Below are 23,916 nucleotides of genomic sequence, written 5' to 3'. Positions count from 1 at the left end.
CCTCCTCAGACATGGTTAACCGGTTTAGCACCGATTTTTCGATTAATATGCTTCCCACAAAAGTGACAATGATCAATATAACACATATCAAACTATTCTGGTAGGTATTAATTGATATTATGTAATATTGGTGTTATGAATGCATGTTTCATGAAAATAATTGCAGTTTTATGAAAAAAGTTGTATTCAACCCGCGGTTAATTTTGTAAAATAGGTATATCCGCTTATTCCCAAGTTTTATAAATACGTAATCTAGGTCTTTGTACGCTAGTAAAAAGGCCATAGGATAAAGGAAAAGGGATAAATGTTAATGATTATGACGTGAAAGGATGATTGTATGTTTCGCAAACGAACCGTCGCTGGCAAAATCAGGAGCACGCTGTTCCTTGTGCTGCTGGTTGCTTCCCTGTTGTTCAGTATCAGTTTCTACGCTGTCTCTATGAATATTATTCAAAACTACGTGCTTCCACAATTCGATAAAGTTCTGAATACTTCTATTCAGGATATTTACAAAAATACATCCTCCTCCAAAATCTTGCAGGTGCAAAGCGGAGGCGCTGGGGCCGAAGGTACTGCCATGACGTTAGAAAGCTCCCTGTCCGACGAAGTCAAACAACACAGCCTGGATGCTGCCTACGTTGTTGCCCTTCAGGATGATCAGGCGAGCGTCATTGTAGCAAGCAATAACTCAGGCATGAAAGCCGGAGATGTCGTAGACATCCTGCCAGCAATGACAGAAGCGACCGAGAAGAAACAAACGGCGATCAGTTCCGTTTATGCCGATGAATATGGTATACATAAAGCTGCGTTCATCCCGATATCGGGAAGTAATATGCTCATGGCCGTCAGTATGGACGCCAAGTTTATTCAGGATAAAATTGCCCAGATTTTCTGGCTGTGCCTTGGTATCACCGCTTTGGTATTTGTGCTGGGCTGGCTCATCTCTACCAGTATGGTCAAAAGAGTTACCAGACCGATCAACACACTCGTTGAGCACAGTAAACGAATCTCTCAAGGTGATCTGACCACCGAGCTCAAGATGAAGGGCTCTGACGAAATTGCCCAGCTGGCGGCAAGCTTCCAGACCATGACGCATAATCTCAAAGAAATGATCAGCCATGCGTTATCTACTTCCAATGAAGTGGTCGTTGGCTCCAATGACTTGCTTCAGCGGGTAGAATCCATGTCGAGCATGGTACAGAACTCCAGTCAGGCCGCAGAAGAAGCTGGAAAAGGTAGCGTTAGCATTGCTTCCAGTGCATCCGAGAATGCAAGAGCCATGGAAGAGATCACGCAAGGTATTATGCATATCGCTTCATCCGCGTCAGAAGTCTCGGAACAGATTAACGAAGCCGCAACAGAAGCAACGAACGGAAATCAGCTTGCACAGAATGCTGTTGAGCAGATGGAGCGTGTCGGCGCAACGGCCAGCGAATCGCTGCGTTATATTGAAACGATGAATGAACGTTCCGTCGCAATCGGTACCATTGTCAATTCCATTTTTGAAATTACGAAGCAAATTAATATGCTGTCGCTCAATGCCTCCATCGAAGCTGCACGCGCCGGTGAACACGGACGCGGGTTCGCTGTCGTCGCCGGAGAAGTACGCAAGCTGGCAGAACAATCCAAGACGGCTACCGAGGAAATCGCTGATTACCTCGGTACGATTCGCGAAGACGCCGAGCGCTCCGTAAGTGCAATGAACCGCGTAACCCAGGAGATCAGTTCTGGTGCCGAGGTTGTGCAGAAGGCGGGTTCGGCGTTCCAGCAGCTGAATGAATTAATCCAAAATGTTAATCTCACCATCCAGACGGTATCTTCATCTACAGAGCAGGTTTCTGCTGGGGCAGAAGAGGTCAGCGCTTCGGTGGAGGAAACAGCACAGATTACATCCAGATCACGTGAGAGCATGCAGCAGATTGCCGCTACGGCAGAATTGCAGCTGGGTGAGATGGACTCTCATTCCAATACGGTTCGCCACCTGCATGAGCTGGCTGTCGAACTGCAAACGGCAATGAAGAAGTTTACGATCAACTAGGGCATGAACAAATATCTATAACCTTGCTTCCAAAGATTTAAACAAGAACACATGATCAGATGATTAGAGAACATGATTGAATCCGAAAGAACACCCCCATAGCAGCAGCTTCGTTCAAACCGAACGGGCTGCCCGCCTTTGGGGGTGTTCTTTGGATTAGATGATTATTCCTATAGAAGTCGGCTTATAGAAGTCCTCTTATTTATTCTCGCTGCATTACACCCATAATCTCGTATACTCGCTTCATATCCAGAGACGTTCTCAGGGAAGCAGCCACCCGATCAAACTCCATCTCCTTACGCTCATCCGCGCTGTATGTTTCCTCCAGCGGTGCAAGTCCCTTGGCTTCGCGCAGACCGTTCAGCCAGGAGCGCCGGAATCGGTCGCTTTCGAACAAGCCGTGCAGATATGTGCCCCACACGTTTCCATCCGAAGTGCCCCAGCCTTCCAGAAAAGGTTCTCCGCCTGCATGAGCAATCTCAAACAGCGCCGTCACCTGCTCCGGTTCATGACACTTGGTCACTCCCATATGGATTTCATATCCGTTTACGGGTACAGAAGCCGTGCTTGTTTGTGTTGCTTTGTCTATATTTCCGTCTGCATTCGCCTTTTCACCTAGACGGAAAGGATGCAGCGGCTGTACCGTGCCCGATGCCCGCACCGTCTGTTTATGCTGAAGAAAGGTTGTAGACAGCGGTAATAATCCGATTCCCTCTGCCTCCTGAATCTGGTTGGCCTCAACTGCAAACGGGTCCTTCAGGTGACGTCCCAGCATCTGATATCCGCCGCATATGCCGACCAATTGAACAGCCTGTCGTTCCATATCGTTCAGGATCGCACGCTCCAGCCCCGACTCCCGCAGAAAAATCAGGTCACCGATGGTATCCTTTGTACCCGGTAAAATAATGGCATCCGGCCTGCCCAGTTCCTCTGGAGAGGTCACATAACGCACATTCACATCCGGTTCACGAAGCAATGCATCAAAGTCTGTAAAGTTAGAAATGCGCGGATATCGGATGACCGCAATATCCAGCTCCGTTTGCTCGCTTTTCCCATGACGCAGGGAATCCAGCACCACCGAATCCTCTGCTTCAATCTGTATATCTCTTATGTATGGCAGCACACCCAGGACAGGAATGCCTGTACGCTCCTCAAGCCAGTCCAGACCGGGCTGCAGCAAGGAAAGATCCCCTCTGAACTTGTTGATGATGAAGCCTTTCACACGTGCAGCCTCATGGGGCTCCAGAAGTTCAAGCGTACCGACAATAGACGCAAATACACCGCCACGGTCAATATCGGAGATCAGAATCACTGGTGCATCCGCCCAGCCTGCCAGATTCATGTTCACGATGTCCCGATCCTTCAGATTAATCTCGGCCGGGCTACCCGCTCCCTCCATTAATACAATATCATAGGCTTCACGCAGTCGGTTTAACGCATCCATCACCGTCTGTTTGGCTTCCGGCAGAAAATGCTGACGGTAATCCGATGCACTCATCTGGGCAAAAGGTACACCATGTACCACAATCTGTGAGTGCATATCCCGCACAGGTTTGATCAGAATCGGATTCATGTCGGTTGTAGCCTCGATTCCGCAGGCTTCAGCCTGCGCCCCTTGAGCTCGTCCAATTTCCTTACCGTCTGCTGTAACGTAAGAATTCAGCGCCATATTCTGTGATTTGAACGGGGCAGGCCTGAAGCCGTCCTGCTTGAAAATCCGGCATAACGCCGTAGTAATGACGCTTTTACCTACATCCGAAGCCGTTCCTTGCAGCATCAGTACAGCTGCGGATTGTTTTTGTTTTTCCTGCACACTGCTCCCCCTGTCTCTGCATCTGGTTTATTTACAACGATGACTATAGCCAAAATAGTCCTTGAAGCACGCTTAACACCGTCAGCAAGGCGGCCTCCAGAAGTTCATTCATGGCACCGTATGTATCTCCGGTGAGCCCTCCAAGCCGTGCACTGATCTGCGAAGCCACAAAGCGGCCGATATAATAACATGCGACAGGTATTACAATAACAGCCGACACAGGGTACAACCACCAGGGCAGTGTTCCAAACCCGCTGACCATCGCATCTGCAATCGCTGTATCCGGTTTAAACAGCCATACTACAGCCAGTGTAACCAGCCCTGCAATCAGTGTAAGCAGGATAGCAGCACGACGTGATCTCTGGACCTCCCTGCGCTCGCCAAGCCCTTTGAACAATACAGCAAGCCCGTCATCTCCGCGTGCATTAGGCCAGGCCGACATCGCGTACACCATGAACCAGCGGCTCCAGATCATGGGCAGAATCAGCAAAGCGCCGTACACCCAGCTGCCGCCGGCAATAAAGTCCGCAATCAGAGCAGCCTTCATCATAAGCAGCAGCACGCAGGCTATAACCCCCATAGCCCCTACCCGACTGTCCTTCATAATCTCCAGCATACGTTCACGGCTGCGATAACTGAGCAGTCCATCTGCCGTATCCATCCATCCGTCGAGATGAAGCCCTCCGGTGAGCCACACCCATAACGTCAGGGTCAGAACCGCTGCCGGAAAAGCAGGCAGCAGTTGACCGCTCAGTGCGCCCAGAAGCCAGACACATAGACCGATTGCCGCACCGACGAGCGGATAATACACCACACTTTCCCGCAGCAGTGGCGGCACAAAATCAAGCTGCATTTTCACAGGAAAACGGGACAAAAATTGAAAGGCTGCGGCGGCAGCATGCTTCCGAGGCTGCACGACCGGGCCGGATGCACCCTGCTTCATAAGCGATACTCCTTGCTTTTTAATTCAATCGCTATGCCTACCGTGACGAGAAACACTTCACCGCAGATTGCTGCAATACGCTGATTAAGCACCCCCGCGAGGTCACGATAAATGCGGCCCAGCTTATACTCTGGCACAATTCCGTCGCCTACTTCATTCGTGACCAGCACAAGCAGACCAGGATAAGCCCGAACCGCTTCCACCAGTGCATCCAGATGTCCCTGAAGTACATGGCTCTCGTCGTGTTCATGTGCCAATAACACATTGGTCAGCCAGAGGGTCAAGCAATCAATCAGAATCGTCGGTGCAGAAGTCCCGGTGTGTCCTTCACCCATACGCTGTATCAGCGCGGGTAACGCCAGCGGTTCCTCCATCGTGCGCCAGAGATAACCCGAATGCTCACGCTGCTTCTGATGCATCGCAATGCGTTCACGCATCTCATCATCATATGCCTGAGCTGTTGCCACATACCATGCCTCCGAGGAACGCTGCATACATAGGCGCTCAGCAAACGAGCTTTTACCGCTACGAGCCCCACCTGTGACCAGTACACTCATCGGGAGCCCTCTCCTGATCCATCAGACACACCAGCACTTGTGAAGGTCGCCATCTCATTCAGAATGAGGCATGCCGCATCAATCAGATGCAGACTCAGCACCCCGCCGGTTCCCTCGCCTAGACGCATATCCAGATCCAGCATCGTCTTCAGCTCAAGCTCACGCAGCAGAGCCGCATGTGCATTCTCATCGGAAGTATGCGAAGCGATCATATAGGCGGTACTCAGAGGAGCCAGCTGTCGCGCAACCAGCGCCGCAACAGTGGAGATAAATCCATCTATAACGACAGGGCAGCGATGTGCTGCTGCGGCTAGTATAACGCCCGTGAGTCCGGCAATCTCCAGTCCGCCCACCTTGCATAACACATCAAGCGCATCTTCCCGATTGGGTCTGTTCACACTCAGCGCCTGGCTAACAACAGCCGCTTTGCGCTGCACGCCGGCATCATCCAGGCCTGTTCCGCGTCCAACCGCCGCAGCGGGTGCAATTCCGGTGAGTGCACTCATCACTGCAGCACTTGCCGTAGTATTGCCGATCCCCATCTCTCCTGTGACAAACAGCTGGGTTCCTTTTGCCACTTCTGCGGCAACAACCTCAACCCCTGTTAAGATCGCCTGAATTGCCTCCTCACGAGTCATCGCCGCCCCTTGGGCCATGTTGGCGGTGCCTTTACGAATGTTCCGGGAGAGCAGGTTTGCATGCTCCAGATCAGCATTTACACCGATATCCACACAGATGACCTCTGCTCTCGCATGACGGGCAAGCACATTCACCGCAGCACCGCCAGCCAGGAAATTCATCACCATCTGAGGTGTTACCTCGGCCGGAAAAGCACTGATGCCTTCTGCCACCACACCGTGATCCGCAGCCATCACAATCACCGCTCTACGATCAAACTGTGGACGAGCTTTGCCCGTCATACCCGCAAGACGAATCACGAGCTCTTCCAACTTCCCGAGACTTCCGGGTGGTTTCGTAAGAACATCTACATGAGCAGACGTTTCCGCCGCCACGTTCAGGTCAGGAGCGACAATTTTTGTGAGCCATTGTTTCAATATCTGTTCATTCTTCATCCAACCAGCACTTCCTTCATCAAAATAGGGAGTTCTCCCACTTCGCTTACTTCGTTGATCACGTCACATTTATTTGATATCCCGCCGCAGCAGCAACTGGGGCACGGCATGGTCTGGATGGGACACCATCACAGGTTCAACGCGAAAGATGTTCCGAATCTGCTCCTCGGTCATCAGGCTGGCAGGTGTGCCCTTCCCGGCCACACTGCCTTCCCGCAGGGCCAGAATATGATCACAAAACAATGCGGCCAGATTGAGGTCATGCAGCACGGCCACAATCGTAATGTTGTTTTTCTGCTGCCATGCAGCCAGCAGCTCCATAAATTGCATCTGATATTTAATATCCAGAAATGTCGTTGGCTCGTCCAATAACAGCAGGCGCGGCTCCTGTGCCATCACCTTGGCAAGTGCTACCCGCTGCCGCTGTCCGCCACTTAGAGAATCCAGTGGCCGTTCTGCCAGCTCCGTCAGTCCCAGCTCCTCAAGCACGCTATCCACCACCCTGGCCCCATCTGCCGATTCTCTGCCCAGCCAGTTCTGATACGGATATCTCCCCATCTCGACAACATCACGCACAGGGTAGGAGATCGCCGGCAGACCGTCCTGCTGCAACACTGCAATCATACGCGACAGATCCTTGCGACTGTAGGAGCCAATATCGCGGCCATCTATCGTGATCTGACCTGTACTGCGTTCTTCCGTTCCCGCTATAAGCTGCAGCAGCGTTGACTTGCCGCTTCCATTTGCACCAACGACGCCCCACCATTCTCCTTCTGCAATCTGCCAGTTAATATCCTTTAATGCACGATGATTACCATAGGATTTCCCCGCGCCTGTAACAGACACCAGCATCGTGGAGGAAGGATGCTCGGCATCACTTGTGGAGAATGTGCTGACAGGATGGTTTGACTCTGCTCTGGAAGAAGCGTTCGGGTCCGGCTTTGATTCCGTATACTGCCCGGTCCCATGCCTCACACGGTGCCTGATCTTTTGCTCCACCTGCTTCTTCACGGCATCATCCCCTTCTGCAGCTTTTTGTTCCGGTGCAACAGGTACGCGAAGAACGGCGCCCCGACAAACGCAGTGACAACCCCCAGTGGAATTTCCGTCGGGGCCAGCAAGGAGCGGGCAATCGTATCTGCCCATACCATAAAGATCGCTCCACCAATCGCGGATAGAGGTACCAGCAGCCGATAGTCCGGCCCTACGAGCAGCCGCAGCATGTGCGGAATAACTAATCCGACAAACCCGATCACGCCCGAGACGGAGACAGCTGCGGCTGTGAGCAGTGTGCCCACAGCGAGCACAGACAGCTTGAGTCGGTCCACACCAACACCGATATGTGCAGCCTGACGTTCACCGAGTGCCAGCACGTTCAGCGAACGCGCGCGGCTCCACAGGAAGATTAGTCCAAGCAGAAAATACGGGAAAAGGATGGCCGTATACGACCACCCGCGCAGAGCCAGACTTCCCATCGTCCAGTATATAATTTCATTAATCGTCTGCTTGGACATGGTCGACAGGAAGGAAACGACCGCAGCCAGAAAACTTTGCATAACGACACCTGCCAGAATCAGGCTGTGCGTAGGAATTTTACGCCCTTCACGAGCCAAGGCCATGACAAACCATAGCGTAATGGCTCCGGTCAAAAAGGCTACCAGCGGCAGCGTCCAGATTCCGATCAGAGCATACTGTAGCCCGAAGAAAATCAGAAATGCAGCACCTACCGAAGCTCCTGAGGATACTCCCAATGTAAACGGATCGGCCAGCGGATTACGCAGCACCCCTTGAAAGCCCGCCCCCGCAATCGCCAGTGAAGCTCCAACCAGCACCGCCAGCAACACACGCGGGAAACGAACCTTCCATATAATCTGTTCGGACGCTTTGTTCCAATCCGGTGTAACCCAGTCGCCGATCCAGGGCAGCTTATGAATAAGAATGCCTGCAATGTCCCGAATGGGCAGCGCCACTGAACCGATGCCTGTGCAGATGAGCACGGTAAGCACCAGCAGTGCCACGCCTATCGTTCCGAACAGGATCAGCTTCTTGCTCATTTGAACAGGTCAGGATAGATCGCTTTGGCTACTTCTTTCAATCCTTGGGTTACACGCGGACCCGGACGGCTCAGCAGGTTGGCATCCAAGCCCATTACAGCATTGTTCTTCACTGCCGTAATTTGATCCCAGCCGCTGCGCGCCTTGATAATCTGATCCAGCGTTTTGGAATTCTCGTCAATAACATCGTTTGCATAGAGAATAACATCCGGGTTGGCAGCAATGACATTTTCCTCATTAATCTGATACCAGCCCTCTTTGTCTGCTGCAATATTGGTGCCGCCTGCTACAGTGATCAGCTCATCCATGAATTCACCTTTACCTACGGTCCAGCCTGGGGAAAATTCAATATATACTTTCTTCTTGTCCTCCGGCTTTACAGCTTTCACTGCTTCGGTGACATCCGTAACATCCTGCTTCATCTGTGCAATCAGCTTCTGAGCCTGCTCCTGATGATCGGTAATTTTACCAAAGGTTTCAATATTGTTCATCACATCGTCGATGGATTTAGGATCGGTTTTAAAAATGGTAATGCCCATATCACGCAGCTTCTTCACTGCATCCTCGCTTAATGAAATACCTCCGAATACGATATCGGCATCGGCCGCAATAACAGACTCTTCGTTCGGCTTGTTGATGCCGCCCATTTTGGCTTTGGTTTTGGCCGCTTCGGGATAATCGTCATAATCGGAAACACCAATGATCTCCTTGTCCAGTCCGAGTGCAAACAGAGATTCTGTTTCAGCCGGAGAGACCGAGACGATTTTGGTTGGTGCTTTGTCAAACGTGAATGATTCACCTGTCGCATCTGTAACCGTAAGTGGATATTGGGTTTTGAAATCCGTTTGTGTGTGTTCCTGAGACTGCTCCTGCGCAGGCTGCTGAGAGCTGCCTGCCCCTTCTTTCGTTGCCGCATTGCCGCATCCAGCCAGCGCCAGTGCCAGCATCGCTGCACTCAGCAGGGATGCTAGTGCTTTCCAGTTTTTAATCATGAGTTTCATTCTCCCCTTCTCTATCTGTACTATTGTTGTTGCATATTACCTCACTCTTAATGCTCTGCCCCATCTTGGTGTTCCAGTGAAACGAAAATGAAGATATGTACACGTTTAACGGAGAGTGCAGAACCCATTTGGAGAAACGAAGTGTTCGCCTGAAAGCTTTCTACAAGAAAGCTGCATCGGAAGCATACGCTTATCACCGGATTTCCCCCTCAAATTTAAGGAATCAAAAAAATCCGGGGATAACAGCGATCGGAAAATGGTACTGCAATCGGAGTGGCTCGTGTAACATAATATTTTTCAACACATCGTGTACAACAAGAAAATCCCCGACCCTCTTGCAAGGATCAGGGAGAACGTCTCGCATACGGCAATCTGTACATATGCAGCCCTAGGCTGTCCATGCACATAGAATGGCCCGAAACGTTGTCCTTTCCTCGAAGGAACAGCGGCTTGTACGTCCAGGGCTGGTAATCTGACTTACAGGAATGCTCCTGTTTCACAGTGGCGGGACCGTGCCGGATTTGCACCAGCTTCCCCATTTTACCCTTGTGCGCATCATGATCTTGTGTTGCCCTATCATGAACAGCTCCGCACGCGGGACCCTTGGTCGTTAAAAGTGGTTAATTCCATCTAACACAATCGCAGAACTCAACACACAACACATCCGATCAAGCTTCACAGCCCATTCCACCAAACATGTCAGTACCGAGCACACTTCTGTTGTGATTATAGGGTATATTGCACTGCCTTACAACCCGATTGACGGAAAAGTCACCCTGCTGCCAAGCCATCTCCCGCTCTGCTTCTCCATATGAACCTGAATGGCTTGGCCGGGGATGACATGTGTATCCCAGAACCCAACGCCGTCAAGGAGTCGGGACAGCATGTAACGAATGACCCCGCCGTGTGTCACAATAAGTGTCCTGAGTGAAGTCCTCGGTAATGGCTTGCCCACCTCTCCCGAAAGCAATGATGTTTCATCCGAACACAGATGCTCGTCCAGAAATGAATCAATGCGTTCGGCAAAAGCCGACCACGCCTCTCCCCCAGGTGGTGTAACCTCCTGCGGATGATCAATCCAGCTTCGGTACATCGGATTATGCTTCAATTGCTCATAGGTCAGACCTTCCCACAGTCCAAAATCATTCTCGCGCAGGCGGCGATCCAGCCTTGTCTGTGCAGCCGCCTGCGGCGCAATATGTGCAAGCGTCTGACGGCAGCGAAGCAGGTCACTGCAATACACGGCGTCCCATGTGAGATCGCGGCATTGCTCGCGCAGCACAGCCAGCTCTTCCTGTGCATCAGGCAGCAGACCGATGTCGGTATGCCCCAAATATTTTTTTTCCACATTCCACGACGTCGTTCCATGACGGATCAGCACAAGGCTGCGCTGCGGACCAAGCTGTCCTGATTCACTCCGTAGTGATGCATCCTGTTCTGATTCATGCTGCTCTTGCCCTGACTTTATTACCATAACAGCGTGCCTCCAGCCAGCCATGCAACAAGCACGGTCAAGAAACATAAGGAAACAAAAGCGCCCGCAGACCAGAACATCAGCCGTGTTGTGCGCACGATATCTTCAGCCTCCATTGGCCGTGTTGCTTCGCCCATGTACGCACGAAACGAGGATACACCGTGATACACATTATGTCCGCCCAAACGAATCCCGAGCGCACCTGCAACGGCTGATTCCGGGAAACCGCTGTTCGGGCTTGGATGCAATCTTGCATCTCGGATAACCATACGCGCTGCGCCGTTTGCATCCAGTTTCATGACCCATGCTCCCGCAATTAACAGCATCGCGGTCAGACGGGCGGGAATCCAGTTCGCCCAATCGTCCAGACGGGCAGAGGCCCAGCCAAGATGCAGATACTTGTCATTTTTATAACCTACCATTGAGTCTAGCGTATTGACAGCACGGTACGCCATAGCCAGCGGAGCGCCGCCAATGAGTGCATAGAATAACGGGGATACGATGGCATCCACGATATTTTCCGCGACCGTCTCCACCGTTCCCCGAACGACCTCAGGCTCATCCAGATGTGCCGTGTCACGTCCAACAATCATGCCAAGTGAACGCCTTGCGGCAGTATAGTCCTGCTGTTTCAGATGACCGTATACTTCCATACCTGCATCACGTAATCCTTTGGAAGCAATCGTGGTTGCAATAAGTACAACTTCGGCTAATGCTGCCAGGATCGGATGAATCATACCCAGCAGAAACAAAACGACCCACGTCACAGCAAATGCACCCCCGGCAATCAGGAGCGGCAATAATAAACCAGCTCTCTTCAATCCACCATCCGTCTTCACATATGAACGGATAACACGTTCCAGAGCAGAGATGCCTTTCCCCATGCCGATCACCGGATGGGGTATCCAGCGCGGATCTCCGATGCATCGGTCCAATATGTACGCAAGGATGATGATCCAGGCTCCTGCCATACCTGCCCAGAAGGGTGATGCCCCTAGGTGTCCAACATCAAATGTCATTGTCGCCTTGTCCTCTCCTCTCTTTCCAATGCAGTCCAGCCTGAAGGCTTTCTGTCACTGTGTCATATACTAATCGGCCAATCGCCGCGCCCATAGCGGTAGCTGTACCTGCATATGCATGCAGCGGCTGGCTCTCATGCTCAGCCTGACGAATAGCGAGCACAATGGCATCCGTTGTTGTGCCTGTGGCAGTCTGCCCGTTCTCCGAATCCATAATTCCTGCATCCGCGAGTGCTGCTGCCTTGGCCTCGACCGCTGTCTGAATGGCGTTAACCATCGCAGACGGGGTCATCTGTCCGTTAAACCACAGCATGATATTAATCGTTCCAGGGATATATGAAGATATGCTGGATGTATTGGATGAAGATATGCTGGATGTGTCAGATGAAGGTGTGTTTGATAGGTCACAGACGTGCAAGGCACTGTACTCAGGCGCAATTGCCGAAGCAGCCTCTGCAACCCGCAGGGGCAAGGCTGTCGTTTTGTGTTTTTTGCCATGGACATCAAATACGGTTCTCTCCGAGCCAGCGCGCGCTGCATTCGATACCCCTGCTGTAGTACAGCACAGCAACCCAAAATGAGCACTTGTATACTCCTGAATAGAGGTGTGCTCCAGCCTGACCGCTGTTAACAAGCCGGCACATTGCTCAGGTCGCTCCTGCCATTCATGTAGTGCTTGCTCAATATCACGGGGTGGATCATCACAGCGATAATGCATATCCACATAGATATTAAAGACACGATCCAGCTTGAGCATGCCACCACCATACACCGCACTCGATAACGCCTGCACAATCTGCGGACTATGGGCCCTGATATGGCGTTCATGTGCTGATATTCGCAGACCCGGCCAGGAAGAGGACATATAAGTGTTCTCGTCTTTTTTGTCATGTGTAAAATAGTTATAAAACGGGAGTGTCACAGCGGCTTCCCTGCCTCTCTCTTCTCTCTTCTCTCTTCTCTCTTCTCTCTTCTCTCTTCTCTCTTCTCTCTTCTCTCTTCTCTCTTCGTTCACTTCGGCTTCCATATTCCTTCACATTCAGTATGAAATGCTGCACGACCAGCTTAATAAGTCGATGCTCCCTTCAGGTGCTGAGGCTCTCCTGCTGCAAGTACACTTCCCAGCACCTCAAGCAATCGCTCATTGGCTCGGGGCTCTTTCACTGCGAAGCGAACATGCCCTGCACCGAGTCCTGGATACATGGCACAGCTGCGAATCAGAACACCTCGCCGCCCGAGTGCCTCCTGCATCGAAGCTGCCGTCCAAGGCTCCGGCACATGTACCAGCAAGAAGTTGGCTTCTCCCGGCGTTACACTGCATCCATACGCGTCCAGTGCTGTAATCAGCCGTGCTCTCTCCTTCGCAATCTGCTCAATCGTCTCCTGTTCATATCGTTCGCCGCTGCGCATGCAGGCCTCACCAGCAGCAAGGGCCAGCCCGTTTACGCTCCAGGTGACCTGCTTTTGTGTCATCGCCCGTATATATTTTGCATTCCCCATCGCATAGCCAAGGCGCAGACCGGGAATGGCGTAGAACTTGGTCATGGAGCGAATGATGATGATATTCGGATACTTATTCACATCCGAAGCGAGAGACTGACGCCGGGCGGCTGGAATAAAATCAATAAAAGCCTCGTCAATAACGAGCACGGTATCGCTATCTTCTGCTTTGCGTGCCAGCCTGTGAAGCACCTCCAGCGGATATTGCACACCGTTCGGATTGTTAGGCTGTCCGAGGAATAGCAGGTCTACCTCCTCCATCAGCCGTTCAATATCTTCGGGCCTTGCACGCCAGTTCAGCTCTTCCCGGCCCATCGCATGTACAACCTCTGCCCCAAATTGCCGTGCCAAGGCTCCGTACTCCGAGAAGCCTGGCTCTACGGTTCCCACCCTGCGTGGAGCAAGTCCAAGCAGAATCAGCGCCATACTTTCAGCCGCACCATTGCCCACAGAGATTTGTTCCTGCGTTACCGCCAGTCGTTCACTCAGCAATGCTTTGAAGGCACGATGCCCCGGATCGGGATAACGAAGCACAGCATGCATCCCCTGCAGCAGAGTCTCCATCACTTCCCTGGGCGGTCCTAACGGGTTAATATTGGCGCTGTAATCGAGAAAATCTGTGGCATTTCCTCCAAAACGCGAAGCTGCGGTCTCCACATCTCCGCCATGTCCGAACACTTCGATATAACCGGTCATTCATCCGTCATCCTCTCTGCATGTTCTTTTTATTATGGATGGCACTTGAGGTACGGGTCAATCCTGTATTGTTTTTCATTTTTATCGTTAGAGCCCAAGCCAGAACTTGTATGTAAGAAGGTTGCGTGTTTTCTTTGTGTCCTAACCGCAATTCGTTTACAATAGAAGAGGAATTTCAGGAGCCTTGGCTCCGAATCATTTTCACAAGCATCACTACATAAGGGATTTGACGTCCCTCACATACATTAATGGAGGAATGACCATGCTGTTTGTAGATAATCAGGGCATTACAGATCCTTCTGTAAACCTTGCGATTGAGGAGTACATTCTGAAGCATCTGCCGATGGAGGATGACAGCTATCTGCTGTTTTATATCAACCGTCCGTCGATTATTATCGGTAAACACCAGAATACAATCGAAGAGATTAATATCGAGTACGTTCAGGATAACGGAGTGCAGGTGGTACGTCGTCTATCCGGGGGCGGTGCGGTGTATCATGATCTGGGCAACCTGAATTTCAGTTTTATCACTGCGGATGATGGTCAATCCTTCCACAACTTCCGCAAGTTCACCCAGCCTGTCGTTGAAGCCCTGCACGAGCTTGGCGTAAATGCCGAGTTGACTGGACGTAATGATCTGCAAGTGGGCGAAAAGAAAATTTCGGGCAACGCGCAATTTGCTACCCGTGGACGCATGTTCAGTCATGGCACGCTGATGTTTGATCTGAATCTGGAGCATGTGCAGGCTTCCCTGAACGTGAATCCCGAGAAATTCAAATCCAAGAGCACCAAATCGGTCCGCAGTCGCGTGGCCAACATTCGTGAGCTGATCGACACCAATCTGACGATTGAACAGTTTCGTGATGCGCTGCTGCGTCACATTTTCGGCATGGAGCCGAAGGATGTTCCTCAGTACAAGCTGACCGAGAAGGACTGGGACAAAATCAAGGAAATCTCCGCCGAGCGTTATAACAACTGGGACTGGAACTACGGTCTGTCACCGGAAAGCAATGTGAAGCACACCCGCAAATTTCCTGTCGGCATTATTGATCTGCGCATGAACATCAAGGATGGACGCATCGAGGATATCAAAATCTTCGGCGATTTCTTCGGTGTTGGCGATGTGGCTGATATCGAGGATATGCTGCGTGGCAAGCGTTATGACGAAACGGAGGTGCGCTCCGCTCTGGAAGGTCTGGATGTGAAGCATTACTTCGGCAACCTGGAGCTGGAGGACTTTATCGGTCTTATTTTCCTGGAGGAGTAGAGAAGAAAATAACCGTTAGATGGATATAGCTTGTTTGAACGATATAGGATCACAGCAACGGAGAGCACAGAAGAAATCTGAAAAAGCGAAGCGTTCGCCTGAAAGCTTTCTGTAAGAAAGCTGCATCGGAAGCATATGCTTATCACCGGATTTTCTCCTTATAAGAGTTCAAAAAAATCGGAGGATCACAGTGATTGGAAGGTTATTCTGTCATCGTAGTTTTTGGGTGAGCCTATTTTGTTCAATGAAATAGAACCAGATAAAAAAGGAGAGAAACATCACATGACCTACAAACTTATTGCCATCGACATCGACGACACCCTGATTAACGACAACAAGGAAGTTACACCTGCTACGCAAACTGCACTGGAACAAGCGGTAGCACACGGTGTGGTAGTAACTCTCGCTACTGGACGCGCGTATGCTTCTGCACAGGCACTGGCACGCCAAACCAAGCTGAACGTGCCAATTATCACGTATCAAGGTGCTTTGGTGAAAAACCTGCTGGACGAAAAGGTGCTGTATGAGCGCTATGTACCACAAGAGGCTTCCCGCAAGCTGTTTGACTACTGTCTGGAGAACAACCTGCATCTGCAAACATACATCAACGACAAGCTCTACGCCCGTGAGGAAAATCAAAAACTGCTTGATTATGCCAAGTTAAACGGCACTCAATATTACATCGAGTCTGATTTCATTAAAGTGATCGAACAGCCTACACCAAAGCTGCTCATCATTGATGAGCCAGACTATCTGGATCAAGTGGCTGTTGAGCTGCGTGAGTTGCTCGGCCCAGAGGTACACATTACGAAATCCAAGCCGTATTTCCTCGAAATCATGCATAAAGAAGGTACAAAAGGTCACGCGCTGACATTCCTGGCTGATCATTTCGGTCATCAGCTCAGCGAATGCATCGCCATCGGGGACTCGTGGAACGATCACGAGATGCTGGAGGTAGCCGGTCTTGGTGTAGCGATGGGTAACGCCATCCCTGCCCTGAAGGAGCTGGCAGATTACATTACGGCAAGCAACAACGAGGACGGTGTCAAAGAGGTTATCGAGAAGTTTGTATTAAACGCAGAGTAATTCATAAGTCGTTAACCAAAAAACAGTCCGGATACCACATAAGCTGTGGTTCCAGGCTGTTTTTTTAGTGGAACTCAATTAACATTATTTGTTCATGTTCTTCTACTTATTTGCTCATAGCAAGCCGCAAAGAATCCAGTATTTTGTTGATTCGAGCATCAGGCTCCAACTGAAATGACGGAATAATCTCATCTATTCTTTGCTGGAAAAGCCCCGGATCTTCAACGCCAAGCTCTGCTCTTAACTCCATTTCTTCTTCAGAGCCATTGTCGTTCAGGATCATGTTGAGGACGTCCCCTTTAAAAAATTCGCTTGGAGGAAGGATTAAGGCATTCATCAGAAACTGCATAAAAAAGAGATGATTATGGTTTTCCTGGCTCGACCTTTTCATCGCCTGCTTCACAAACAAATTGATATATTTCTGGGCAAAGGATACACCCTTCAGTTGGGATGTTCCAACATGTTCAACCCCCTGCCAACGCAGATCAGCCACGGAACTCAGCCACCAGGCCGGTTCGATCTCCTGCTGCATCCGAAGCAGCACTTGGCGCTCAAACTGCGGCTCAGGATGCACTCGCTGTGCCTCCAAACATTTCCCTATCGTCTCGGCTTCAATTGCGGCAACCGTCATGCCCTGACCATGGATCGGATCGAAGCTGCAAAATGAATCGCCAAGAACGAGCAAGCCTGACGGCCAATGCTCCATAAGTTCAAAATGTTGACGGACAGACTCGGAAATACGATATCCCCGCGGCCCTTGAAGAGGCTCCAACTGGTCTGTTAAAGCCGAGATTTCATCTGAAGCAAACAGCTGCTTGATTTGCTTTTGGAACTCATCCGGATCGGTGGAAGGATATTCATTGCCACCTGCGTTGAAGAGCAGTACTCCCGCAATATCATTTTCGATACGCCATAACATGCCTGCACGAATTCCTTCCTCCGGGTCTGATTCCGTTATCACGGTTCCCCATTCATGTTGAATAGAGAATGGTATGTTGTAGTAGCGGGTGCTGTAACCAAGCGATACCTTCAGCACCTCCGGCTCAGGCACGGACAAACCGATCTTGTCCAGCCACCTGATCAATTTGGAAGATCGTCCCGAAGCATCAATTACCATATCTGCTGCAAGCATCTCTATCGGCTGATCAGGGCCTCTTTCTTTAGTAAATACGCCTGTAATGGAACGCTGATCTTCTGACACCATTAACCCGGTAACTTCCGTACTCGTTAAGAAGCTTACATGATCTATGTTCTGGACCCGCTGACGCAGTACCCATTCGAGCAAGGCTCTGCTGCACGATGCAATGTTGAAGGGAGATGCAGCATCCGCCTTATTGACTAATGTTCCGTAACGATTGGCAATGACAATCTTCTCTTTTTCTGAAGGAATGGCACCCAGTGTAATCAATTCATCATTGTATCCGGGGAAGTAATGTTCCAGAATGAGTCCACCCCGTGGCAATACCCGATGTGGATGAAAGGATTGGGGAACACCCTGTCGATTCAACGGTTCAGCAGGCAGCTCATCTCGCTCGATAATACATACCTCTTCATAATAATCAGATAACATTCGTGCAGTGATTAACCCTGCAATCCCTGCTCCAATCACCACGGCTTTTTTCATATCAGGCATCGTAAATCCATCCTTTCTATGAGGGTTATTTTTCTACAGTTGTAGACTAATCAAAAATATACTTATAATACCAATATATAACTAAAATCTCTTTTTTGGTAAGGAACAATATAAGGCAAGTATATAGATAAACTACAATAAGGAAATGGTGTAGATGAAAATAGTTGGTAAAAAAGTAGATTTGAGAGTTACCCGTACTCATAAATTGTTAACGATGGCGCTTATTGATCTATTGTCCATGCACGGACAACGATTCAGTAACATTACGATTAATGAAATATGTGACCAAGCCATGGTTCATCGCACAACATTTTACAAACATTTTGAAGATAAATTCGCGCTGCTGTCCTCCACCCTGACCTGGTTCCTGAGAGATTATTTGCAAATGGATGTAGAAGAGCGGTTACAGCAGCCATTGCAAAGCCTATCTAAAATTATGTCTGGAAACGTGCTGACAACGATTGTTCAAAACCAAAAGGAGGATGAGGTGTTCAATGATTTTTTCAGAAATTATATCGGAGAACTCTTCAAGCGAGATTTTCTGGAACTAAAGAAAAGAGGCAAGCAATTTTCACTTCCTGTTGAGCTTGTAGCGGAATTTCACTCGGGGGTGATTAGCCTACTTGTGACGTGGTGGATACTTCATTTTGAAGAAAATATTACAGCTGAACAGATGGATGAATATTACTACCAATTGGTTAATGAGAACATCCTGTTAGAATAGCAAACAGCTCAATCTGGAATCAGGAGCTGATCTCAAGATTGAGCCTTTCACTTTAAGATGATCGCAAGCTTCATAAGAAGCGTATCCTATTGGATTTCAATGCTCTTTATCCTTCGGCGTTCTATTTCAAAACAGATTCAGGAGCTTTCCCCACCCCTGTCACACGTTCTCTCTTCAACCAGTTGCTCACCTTCTCATTCATTGCCAACAAGCCCGAGATCACCAGCACAACGCCAACCCACGTTACCCAGCTGACATGCTCATCATAGACTATCGCGCCAAGTCCGACTGCAATGGGCGGAGAGATATACAGCCAGGTTGCCGGGAATAGCGGATTGGTGCGCGACATAATCCAATAGAACAGACTGTGGCCTACCATCGAGCCGATGACCGTCAGATAGATCACGGAAGACACCGCTGGCAGTACATCCAGTGCTGACATATTCCAGGACTCCGTTAATGCCGATAGCACGGATAACAGTAAGCCTCCATACATCATCTGCACCGCATTAATCGCCACAGGACTCATCTCACTGAACTGGTGAATGACTTTTTTGGAGTAGAGCGTACCTGCCGAATAACAGACCTCCCCTACAAGCACAGCGATGCAACCCCACAAAAATAATGAACCCGCACCAAGGGACACTCCCGGCAGCACAACAAGCACAACGCCAGTAAAACCGATCAGACAGCCAGCAATCATGCGGGCAGAGGTTTTTTGCCGTAACAATGCCGTCTGCATCACCATAATCATTAGTGGCCCTGTAGCGGATAGAATTGCCCCTACACCTGAACTGACATGCTGTTCAGCCCAATACAACGTGGCAAACGTCCCGAAGGTCAGTCCCACCCCTGTAATCAGCATTTCTTTGCGGAACAGCAGCGACAAGCTCACTTTTCCCTTCATCCACATCCATGTAAACATTAAAGCTCCTGCGATCACAAACCGTAACCCGGCTGACAGAAAAGGTGGCATGCCTGCCTCAACTCCAACTTTAATCGCGAGAAATGTTGTGCCAAAGACGAGACACATCACCGTAAATGCAACCCCTACCATGTTAACCACTCCTTTATCTGTTCTCCATCATAGCTCATGGTCTACAGAACAGAATGAACAAAACAGAACAGTTATCTCCCATTAGCTGTTACAATAAGGCTCAGAAGGAGCGTGAAGCGGGTGGGTGAAACTATCATGATGACAGATAACAGCATGAAACGGTACGAGCAGGTCATTCATTATCTCATGGTGCGGATCGAAGCAGGTGAATGGACGGAACAGGAGAAGCTGCCCTCGGTGCGAAGCTTGTCCGAACTGCTCGGCGTACATCGGCTAACGGTATTTAAGGCGTATCAGGAGTTAAAGCAGCGCGGGATTGTCTATGTCAAAGACAAGTCGGGTTATTATATCAGTCCCGCCAAACCATTAGCGGAAGCAGAACAGGCGGATGATCCATCCGTGTCTGCCTGGCTTCATTGGGACTCGCTCGACCGGGTCCAATCCCTTGAGGCTGAATATCAATTCTCCAAGTCATTGATTGATCCTGCTCTGCTGCCCAACCGATACTGGGGCGAGTTAATGCGTGACCTGCTGGACCAGTATCCTCGGTTACTCGGCACATATTCAACCATCCAGGGTGATCTGGAGCTGCGCAGCAGTCTGGCTAGTCATCTGACGAGCAAGGAACGTTTCTATCTCTCTGCTGACGAAGTGCTAATTACATCCGGTGCACAGCAGGCCATTGATGTCATCTCCCGTGCATTGGTCAAACCTGGAGACAAGGTATTGATCGAACGACCAACCTACGGCCCTGCCATGGAGATTTTCCGCAAACAGGGTGCACGGCTCGTCTTCACCGATATCCACCCGGAAGGCTACGATCTGGAACAGATTGAGCATTTGATGAGAACAGAGAAGCCGCGGCTCTTTTATATGACACCGACCTTTCAGAACCCAACCGGGATCAACATCTCGGTGGAGCAGCGTAAACAGCTGCCGGAGCTGGCTGAGCAATACGGCTGCTTCCTGGTGGAGGACGACAGCACATATGATATATATTTTAAAGAGAAACCCCCGGCACCCATCTTTACCTACGATACCTCCGGGCATACGTTGTACATCCGCAGCTATAGCAAATACGTTGTGCCGGGTTTGCGGATTGCAGCCATCATGTGTCGCCCGAAGCTTATGCCAGGACTAAAGGCGATCAAAGCTTTGACGGATAACGGATCACCGCTGCTGAATCAGAAGCTGTTTCTGCGCTATTTTCAATCCGAACGCATGCATCAGCATCTGTCCAAGCTACGCACCGCGATTCAGCTGCGCATGGAAGTGATGGAGCAATGTCTGCAGGAGACCAACTGGACATGGACTCGTCCTGAGGGCGGCCTGAATATCTGGGCCGAGCTTCCCGAAGGAATAGACACAGGCAGGCTGCTGCATCGAAGCATGGAGCACTCGGTTGCTTTTGTGCCAGGGACGGTATTTGATCCTTCGCATACTTCCGGCAGTCGCAAGCTTCGCCTCTCCTTCTCCTACGCCCGTGAGCAGCAGATTCGAGAGGGAATGCACAGACTGATCACTTTGGCGGAGAGAAGCTAAAACGAATCAGTAGAGGACAGGGAGGATTAACCTCGCACTGGATAAAGGAAAGGACATGGGAGTGTGGAACTTGGGAACTTGGGAACTTGGGAACTTCAGAACGTGGAAAGATTGAGCGTATAACTACAGTTTGGGACCTGCCAAAGATTCCATTAGACATTTCTGTGCCTAGGATGAAACTGGCTCACCGCTGCCTTTGTTGATATGCTAACGCTAACGATCACCAGAAGCCTTATTCAAGCGTTTTTCACTACTGAAAAAATGTAACGATCTCAGTGGACGCTAATCTAGCATTTTTGATGGGAAATGGCCGTAAATCGCATAGATTATATGAAATAGCGTTACTGGAGATCGTTACATTTTAAAACACCCTGAAATGCAATAAATAAGCTTTTCTGAGATCGTTAGCGATAGCGACCACCGGAAGGGCATATAGAGATGTTGATGAGTGCGTCCATAAATCAACAGGCTTACAGGTCTTTTCTCTCGAAGAGACGAATCGTAACGATATACGAAATGAGAAACAGCGCTATAATGGCCACGGAAACTGCTGAGATAACTGGCGCTGTACCCAGTCCTTTCTTACCAGCCATATGGAGAAGAAACGCAGCAGGCTGGGCCAGAATAATCATACAGATCAAAAATATAGTATTGATGATGCCCGCCCCCTTTTTGCTAAGTGCATAGAAAAGTGGCATGTAGATCGACACCAGCACAAGTACGATGCCCAGCGAGATAACAATATCCAATAATGAATAATGGGGTTTGTTCAACTCAGGATAATTCAGTTTAACCAGCTTGTGAATTCCGTAAGAGGTTAACACTCCAAACAGTGCATACAGAATGGAGGACAAGTACTTGGCTTTCACGATCTGTTTGCGGCTGACTGGGAGAGTCACCAGAAAGTTATGATTATTGTTTTTAATATCGATCATCGTCGCTAGCATAATCGAGCCAAAAGCGGTGTAAATACCCACAAAATACATAGACATTTCACTGCTTGGAATAAAAGCGAAGCTGAACACCACCAAATACAGTGCAATTGTCCACAAGGAGCTTTTCAGAACGATAAAGTCTTTGCGAAGCAGATTAAACATGCTGACGTCCCCCTTTTGCGGTGAAATAAATGAGGTCTTCCAAGGCGGGCCTGTGTAGTAGCGCCTCGTTGCCAAACAGATCCTGTGCTTCCGCTTTGTTATCTGACAACGCTTCAAAACCAACACTTGTTTCTCTAATACCAATGAAATGTCTCCGGGTATCGGCATCCAGGAGCTCCATGTCTCCTTTGACAATGGTGTAGCGTTCAAGTACATCGTCTTTGGCTTCATTAAAAATGATCTTGCCTTGGTTAACAAACGCAATATAATCCGCAATGCGCTCTAGATCTGTCGTAATATGTGTCGAGAAAATGATAGACTTCGTCTCATCCTGAATCATTCCCGCCAGAAGATCAAGCAGCTCCCTCCGAAAAACGGGATCAAGACCCGATGTTGGTTCATCCATGACAAGCAGATCGGCATCATGTGACAGAGCTACCGCAAGGGAAAATTTGATCTTCATGCCTTTGGATAAATCCTGAATTTTCTTTTTGGGAGACAGTTCAAACTGCTCCAGGTAACGGTTGAACAAAGCATGATCCCAGCAGCTGTAAAAGGGAGCAATCATACGGGCCATCTCTCGGATTGTCAGATGTTCGTAATAAAAGCATTCATCGGATACAATTCCCAAGCGCTGCTTGACAGCTACATCTTGTTCTGGCATTTCACTGCCCAACGTCCGCAATGTTCCCTGATCGGGATGAATTAATCCTGTAATCATTTTGATCAGGGTGCTTTTTCCAGCTCCGTTTGGGCCGATGAGTCCTGTGATGTATCCTTCCTTTACATCCATAGATATGTTGTGCACCTTAAATAATGGGTAGGCTTTTGTCACATTTCGGAATTCTATAGCGTTCATCGTGTTTATTCCTCCTCTAACAGCAAAGTAAGATGATGAATCAAATCCTGCGAACTCATGCCCAGTGCCTTGCTTTCCTGAATAACCTCAAGCATCTTGCTTTCCAATTGTTTCATACGTCTCTCCCGGATAAAATCCTGATTTGCACCGGACACAAAGCTCCCCTTACCAACTACGGAATCAATCAGCTGCTCCTTTTCCAACTCCTCGTACACACGTTTCGTTGTAATGACGCTGACTTGCAAATCCTTAGCAAGCTGCCGAATGGAAGGCAGACTATCCCCTGCTGCGAGTTCTCCGTTCAGAATGCTCTGCCGAATCTGGGATAAAATCTGAATATAAATAGGGTCGCTTGATGCATTGGATATCCGAATATTCATGTGTTTTCACCTCATCACATCTACATCTTACGAACAAACCAGGCATAGTGTATATATATAATATATACACTATGCCTGGTTTAAGTCAAATTTACAATTCAAC

General features: G+C 49.5%; 21 protein-coding genes and 1 riboswitch. Of the genes, 5 read left to right on the top strand and 16 right to left on the bottom strand.

Going from position 1 to position 23,916, the window contains the following annotated elements; translation table 11 throughout:
• Positions 1-337: 337 nt before the first annotated feature.
• A complete protein-coding gene (locus tag DFQ00_RS22330) occupies positions 338-2,038 on the top strand; it encodes a methyl-accepting chemotaxis protein (RefSeq protein WP_110898682.1) in 1,701 nt (566 codons plus the stop codon).
• 202 nt (positions 2,039-2,240) lie between these two features.
• Here the strand turns inward: DFQ00_RS22330 and DFQ00_RS22325 are convergent, their stop codons facing one another.
• From DFQ00_RS22325 to cobD, 11 genes are all read right to left on the bottom strand, one after another.
• The gene (locus DFQ00_RS22325) at positions 2,241-3,815 is read right to left on the bottom strand and encodes a cobyric acid synthase (RefSeq protein ID WP_110898728.1); all 1,575 of its coding nucleotides are present in this window, start codon (positions 3,813-3,815) and stop codon (positions 2,241-2,243) included.
• A gap of 79 nt (positions 3,816-3,894) precedes the next feature.
• Positions 3,895-4,794: an adenosylcobinamide-GDP ribazoletransferase gene (gene cobS / locus DFQ00_RS22320; RefSeq protein WP_244213963.1), complete on the bottom strand. Its 900-nt coding sequence runs from the start codon at positions 4,792-4,794 to the stop codon at positions 3,895-3,897.
• Positions 4,791-5,351: a bifunctional adenosylcobinamide kinase/adenosylcobinamide-phosphate guanylyltransferase gene (cobU, locus tag DFQ00_RS22315; RefSeq protein ID WP_110898681.1), complete on the bottom strand. Its 561-nt coding sequence runs from the start codon at positions 5,349-5,351 to the stop codon at positions 4,791-4,793. Before cobU ends, cobS begins: the two co-directional genes overlap by 4 nt.
• Positions 5,348-6,424: a nicotinate-nucleotide--dimethylbenzimidazole phosphoribosyltransferase gene (gene cobT, locus DFQ00_RS22310; protein WP_110898680.1), complete on the bottom strand. Its 1,077-nt coding sequence runs from the start codon at positions 6,422-6,424 to the stop codon at positions 5,348-5,350. Before cobT ends, cobU begins: the two co-directional genes overlap by 4 nt.
• 69 nt (positions 6,425-6,493) lie before the next feature.
• Positions 6,494-7,276, bottom strand: coding sequence for an ABC transporter ATP-binding protein (locus tag DFQ00_RS22305; protein ID WP_110898726.1), 783 nt, complete (start codon positions 7,274-7,276; stop codon positions 6,494-6,496).
• Positions 7,277-7,431: 155 nt separating this feature from the next.
• On the bottom strand, positions 7,432-8,478 hold the full coding sequence (locus tag DFQ00_RS22300; protein WP_110898679.1) for a FecCD family ABC transporter permease: 1,047 nt from the start codon (positions 8,476-8,478) through the stop codon (positions 7,432-7,434).
• On the bottom strand, positions 8,475-9,479 hold the full coding sequence (locus tag DFQ00_RS22295) for an ABC transporter substrate-binding protein (protein WP_174812252.1): 1,005 nt from the start codon (positions 9,477-9,479) through the stop codon (positions 8,475-8,477). Before DFQ00_RS22295 ends, DFQ00_RS22300 begins: the two co-directional genes overlap by 4 nt.
• 418 nt (positions 9,480-9,897) lie before the next feature.
• Positions 9,898-10,046, bottom strand: a riboswitch (adenosylcobalamin (AdoCbl) riboswitch).
• A gap of 181 nt (positions 10,047-10,227) precedes the next feature.
• A complete protein-coding gene (locus tag DFQ00_RS22290; protein ID WP_110898677.1) occupies positions 10,228-10,953 on the bottom strand; it encodes a histidine phosphatase family protein in 726 nt (241 codons plus the stop codon).
• Positions 10,947-11,924, bottom strand: a complete 978-nt coding sequence (cbiB, locus tag DFQ00_RS22285) for an adenosylcobinamide-phosphate synthase CbiB (RefSeq protein ID WP_110898725.1) — start codon at positions 11,922-11,924, stop codon at positions 10,947-10,949. Before cbiB ends, DFQ00_RS22290 begins: the two co-directional genes overlap by 7 nt.
• Before the next feature lie 37 nt (positions 11,925-11,961).
• Positions 11,962-12,999 (bottom strand): adenosylcobinamide amidohydrolase, encoded by a 1,038-nt coding sequence (locus DFQ00_RS22280; protein WP_244213962.1) that lies wholly within the window; start codon positions 12,997-12,999, stop codon positions 11,962-11,964.
• A gap of 38 nt (positions 13,000-13,037) precedes the next feature.
• Positions 13,038-14,168 carry a threonine-phosphate decarboxylase CobD gene (gene cobD / locus DFQ00_RS22275; RefSeq protein ID WP_110898675.1) on the bottom strand — a complete coding sequence of 377 codons (1,131 nt, stop codon included), beginning with the start codon at positions 14,166-14,168 and terminating at the stop codon, positions 13,038-13,040.
• Positions 14,169-14,430: 262 nt separating this feature from the next.
• On the opposite strand from cobD, the gene lplA reads away from it, so the two are divergent.
• Both lplA and DFQ00_RS22265 read left to right on the top strand, forming a co-directional pair.
• On the top strand, positions 14,431-15,435 hold the full coding sequence (gene lplA / locus DFQ00_RS22270) for a lipoate--protein ligase (protein ID WP_110898674.1): 1,005 nt from the start codon (positions 14,431-14,433) through the stop codon (positions 15,433-15,435).
• Between the two features lie 282 nt (positions 15,436-15,717).
• On the top strand, positions 15,718-16,521 hold the full coding sequence (locus tag DFQ00_RS22265; RefSeq protein WP_110898673.1) for a Cof-type HAD-IIB family hydrolase: 804 nt from the start codon (positions 15,718-15,720) through the stop codon (positions 16,519-16,521).
• A gap of 106 nt (positions 16,522-16,627) precedes the next feature.
• Here the strand turns inward: DFQ00_RS22265 and DFQ00_RS22260 are convergent, their stop codons facing one another.
• A complete protein-coding gene (locus DFQ00_RS22260) occupies positions 16,628-18,154 on the bottom strand; it encodes an FAD-dependent oxidoreductase (RefSeq protein ID WP_110898672.1) in 1,527 nt (508 codons plus the stop codon).
• A 154-nt stretch (positions 18,155-18,308) separates the two neighbouring features.
• On the opposite strand from DFQ00_RS22260, the gene DFQ00_RS22255 reads away from it, so the two are divergent.
• Entirely contained in the window at positions 18,309-18,878 is a 570-nt protein-coding gene (locus tag DFQ00_RS22255) for a TetR/AcrR family transcriptional regulator (protein WP_110898671.1), read from the top strand.
• A 121-nt stretch (positions 18,879-18,999) separates the two neighbouring features.
• On the opposite strand, the gene DFQ00_RS22250 is transcribed toward DFQ00_RS22255, so the two are convergent.
• Positions 19,000-19,935, bottom strand: a complete 936-nt coding sequence (locus DFQ00_RS22250) for a DMT family transporter (protein WP_110898670.1) — start codon at positions 19,933-19,935, stop codon at positions 19,000-19,002.
• 135 nt (positions 19,936-20,070) lie between these two features.
• Here DFQ00_RS22250 and DFQ00_RS22245 point away from each other — a divergent pair, with 135 nt between their 5' ends.
• On the top strand, positions 20,071-21,477 hold the full coding sequence (locus DFQ00_RS22245; protein WP_110898724.1) for an aminotransferase-like domain-containing protein: 1,407 nt from the start codon (positions 20,071-20,073) through the stop codon (positions 21,475-21,477).
• A gap of 470 nt (positions 21,478-21,947) precedes the next feature.
• Here DFQ00_RS22245 and DFQ00_RS22240 read toward each other — a convergent pair whose 3' ends face one another.
• The 3 genes from DFQ00_RS22240 to DFQ00_RS22230 are packed head-to-tail and all read right to left on the bottom strand — an operon-like array spanning position 21,948 to position 23,813.
• Complete coding sequence (locus tag DFQ00_RS22240) at positions 21,948-22,574, bottom strand: ABC-2 transporter permease (protein WP_110898669.1); 627 nt, start codon at positions 22,572-22,574, stop codon at positions 21,948-21,950.
• Positions 22,567-23,433: an ABC transporter ATP-binding protein gene (locus DFQ00_RS22235; protein WP_110898668.1), complete on the bottom strand. Its 867-nt coding sequence runs from the start codon at positions 23,431-23,433 to the stop codon at positions 22,567-22,569. Before DFQ00_RS22235 ends, DFQ00_RS22240 begins: the two co-directional genes overlap by 8 nt.
• A 5-nt stretch (positions 23,434-23,438) precedes the next feature.
• The gene (locus tag DFQ00_RS22230) at positions 23,439-23,813 is read right to left on the bottom strand and encodes a GntR family transcriptional regulator (RefSeq protein ID WP_110898667.1); all 375 of its coding nucleotides are present in this window, start codon (positions 23,811-23,813) and stop codon (positions 23,439-23,441) included.
• Between the last annotated feature and the right edge of the window lie 103 nt (positions 23,814-23,916).

The organism is Paenibacillus barcinonensis, from assembly GCF_003217495.1.
GTDB lineage: Bacteria > Bacillota > Bacilli > Paenibacillales > Paenibacillaceae > Paenibacillus > Paenibacillus barcinonensis.
Note: the sequence above shows the minus strand (reverse complement) of the source record. Positions and strands in the feature narration are given on the sequence as shown.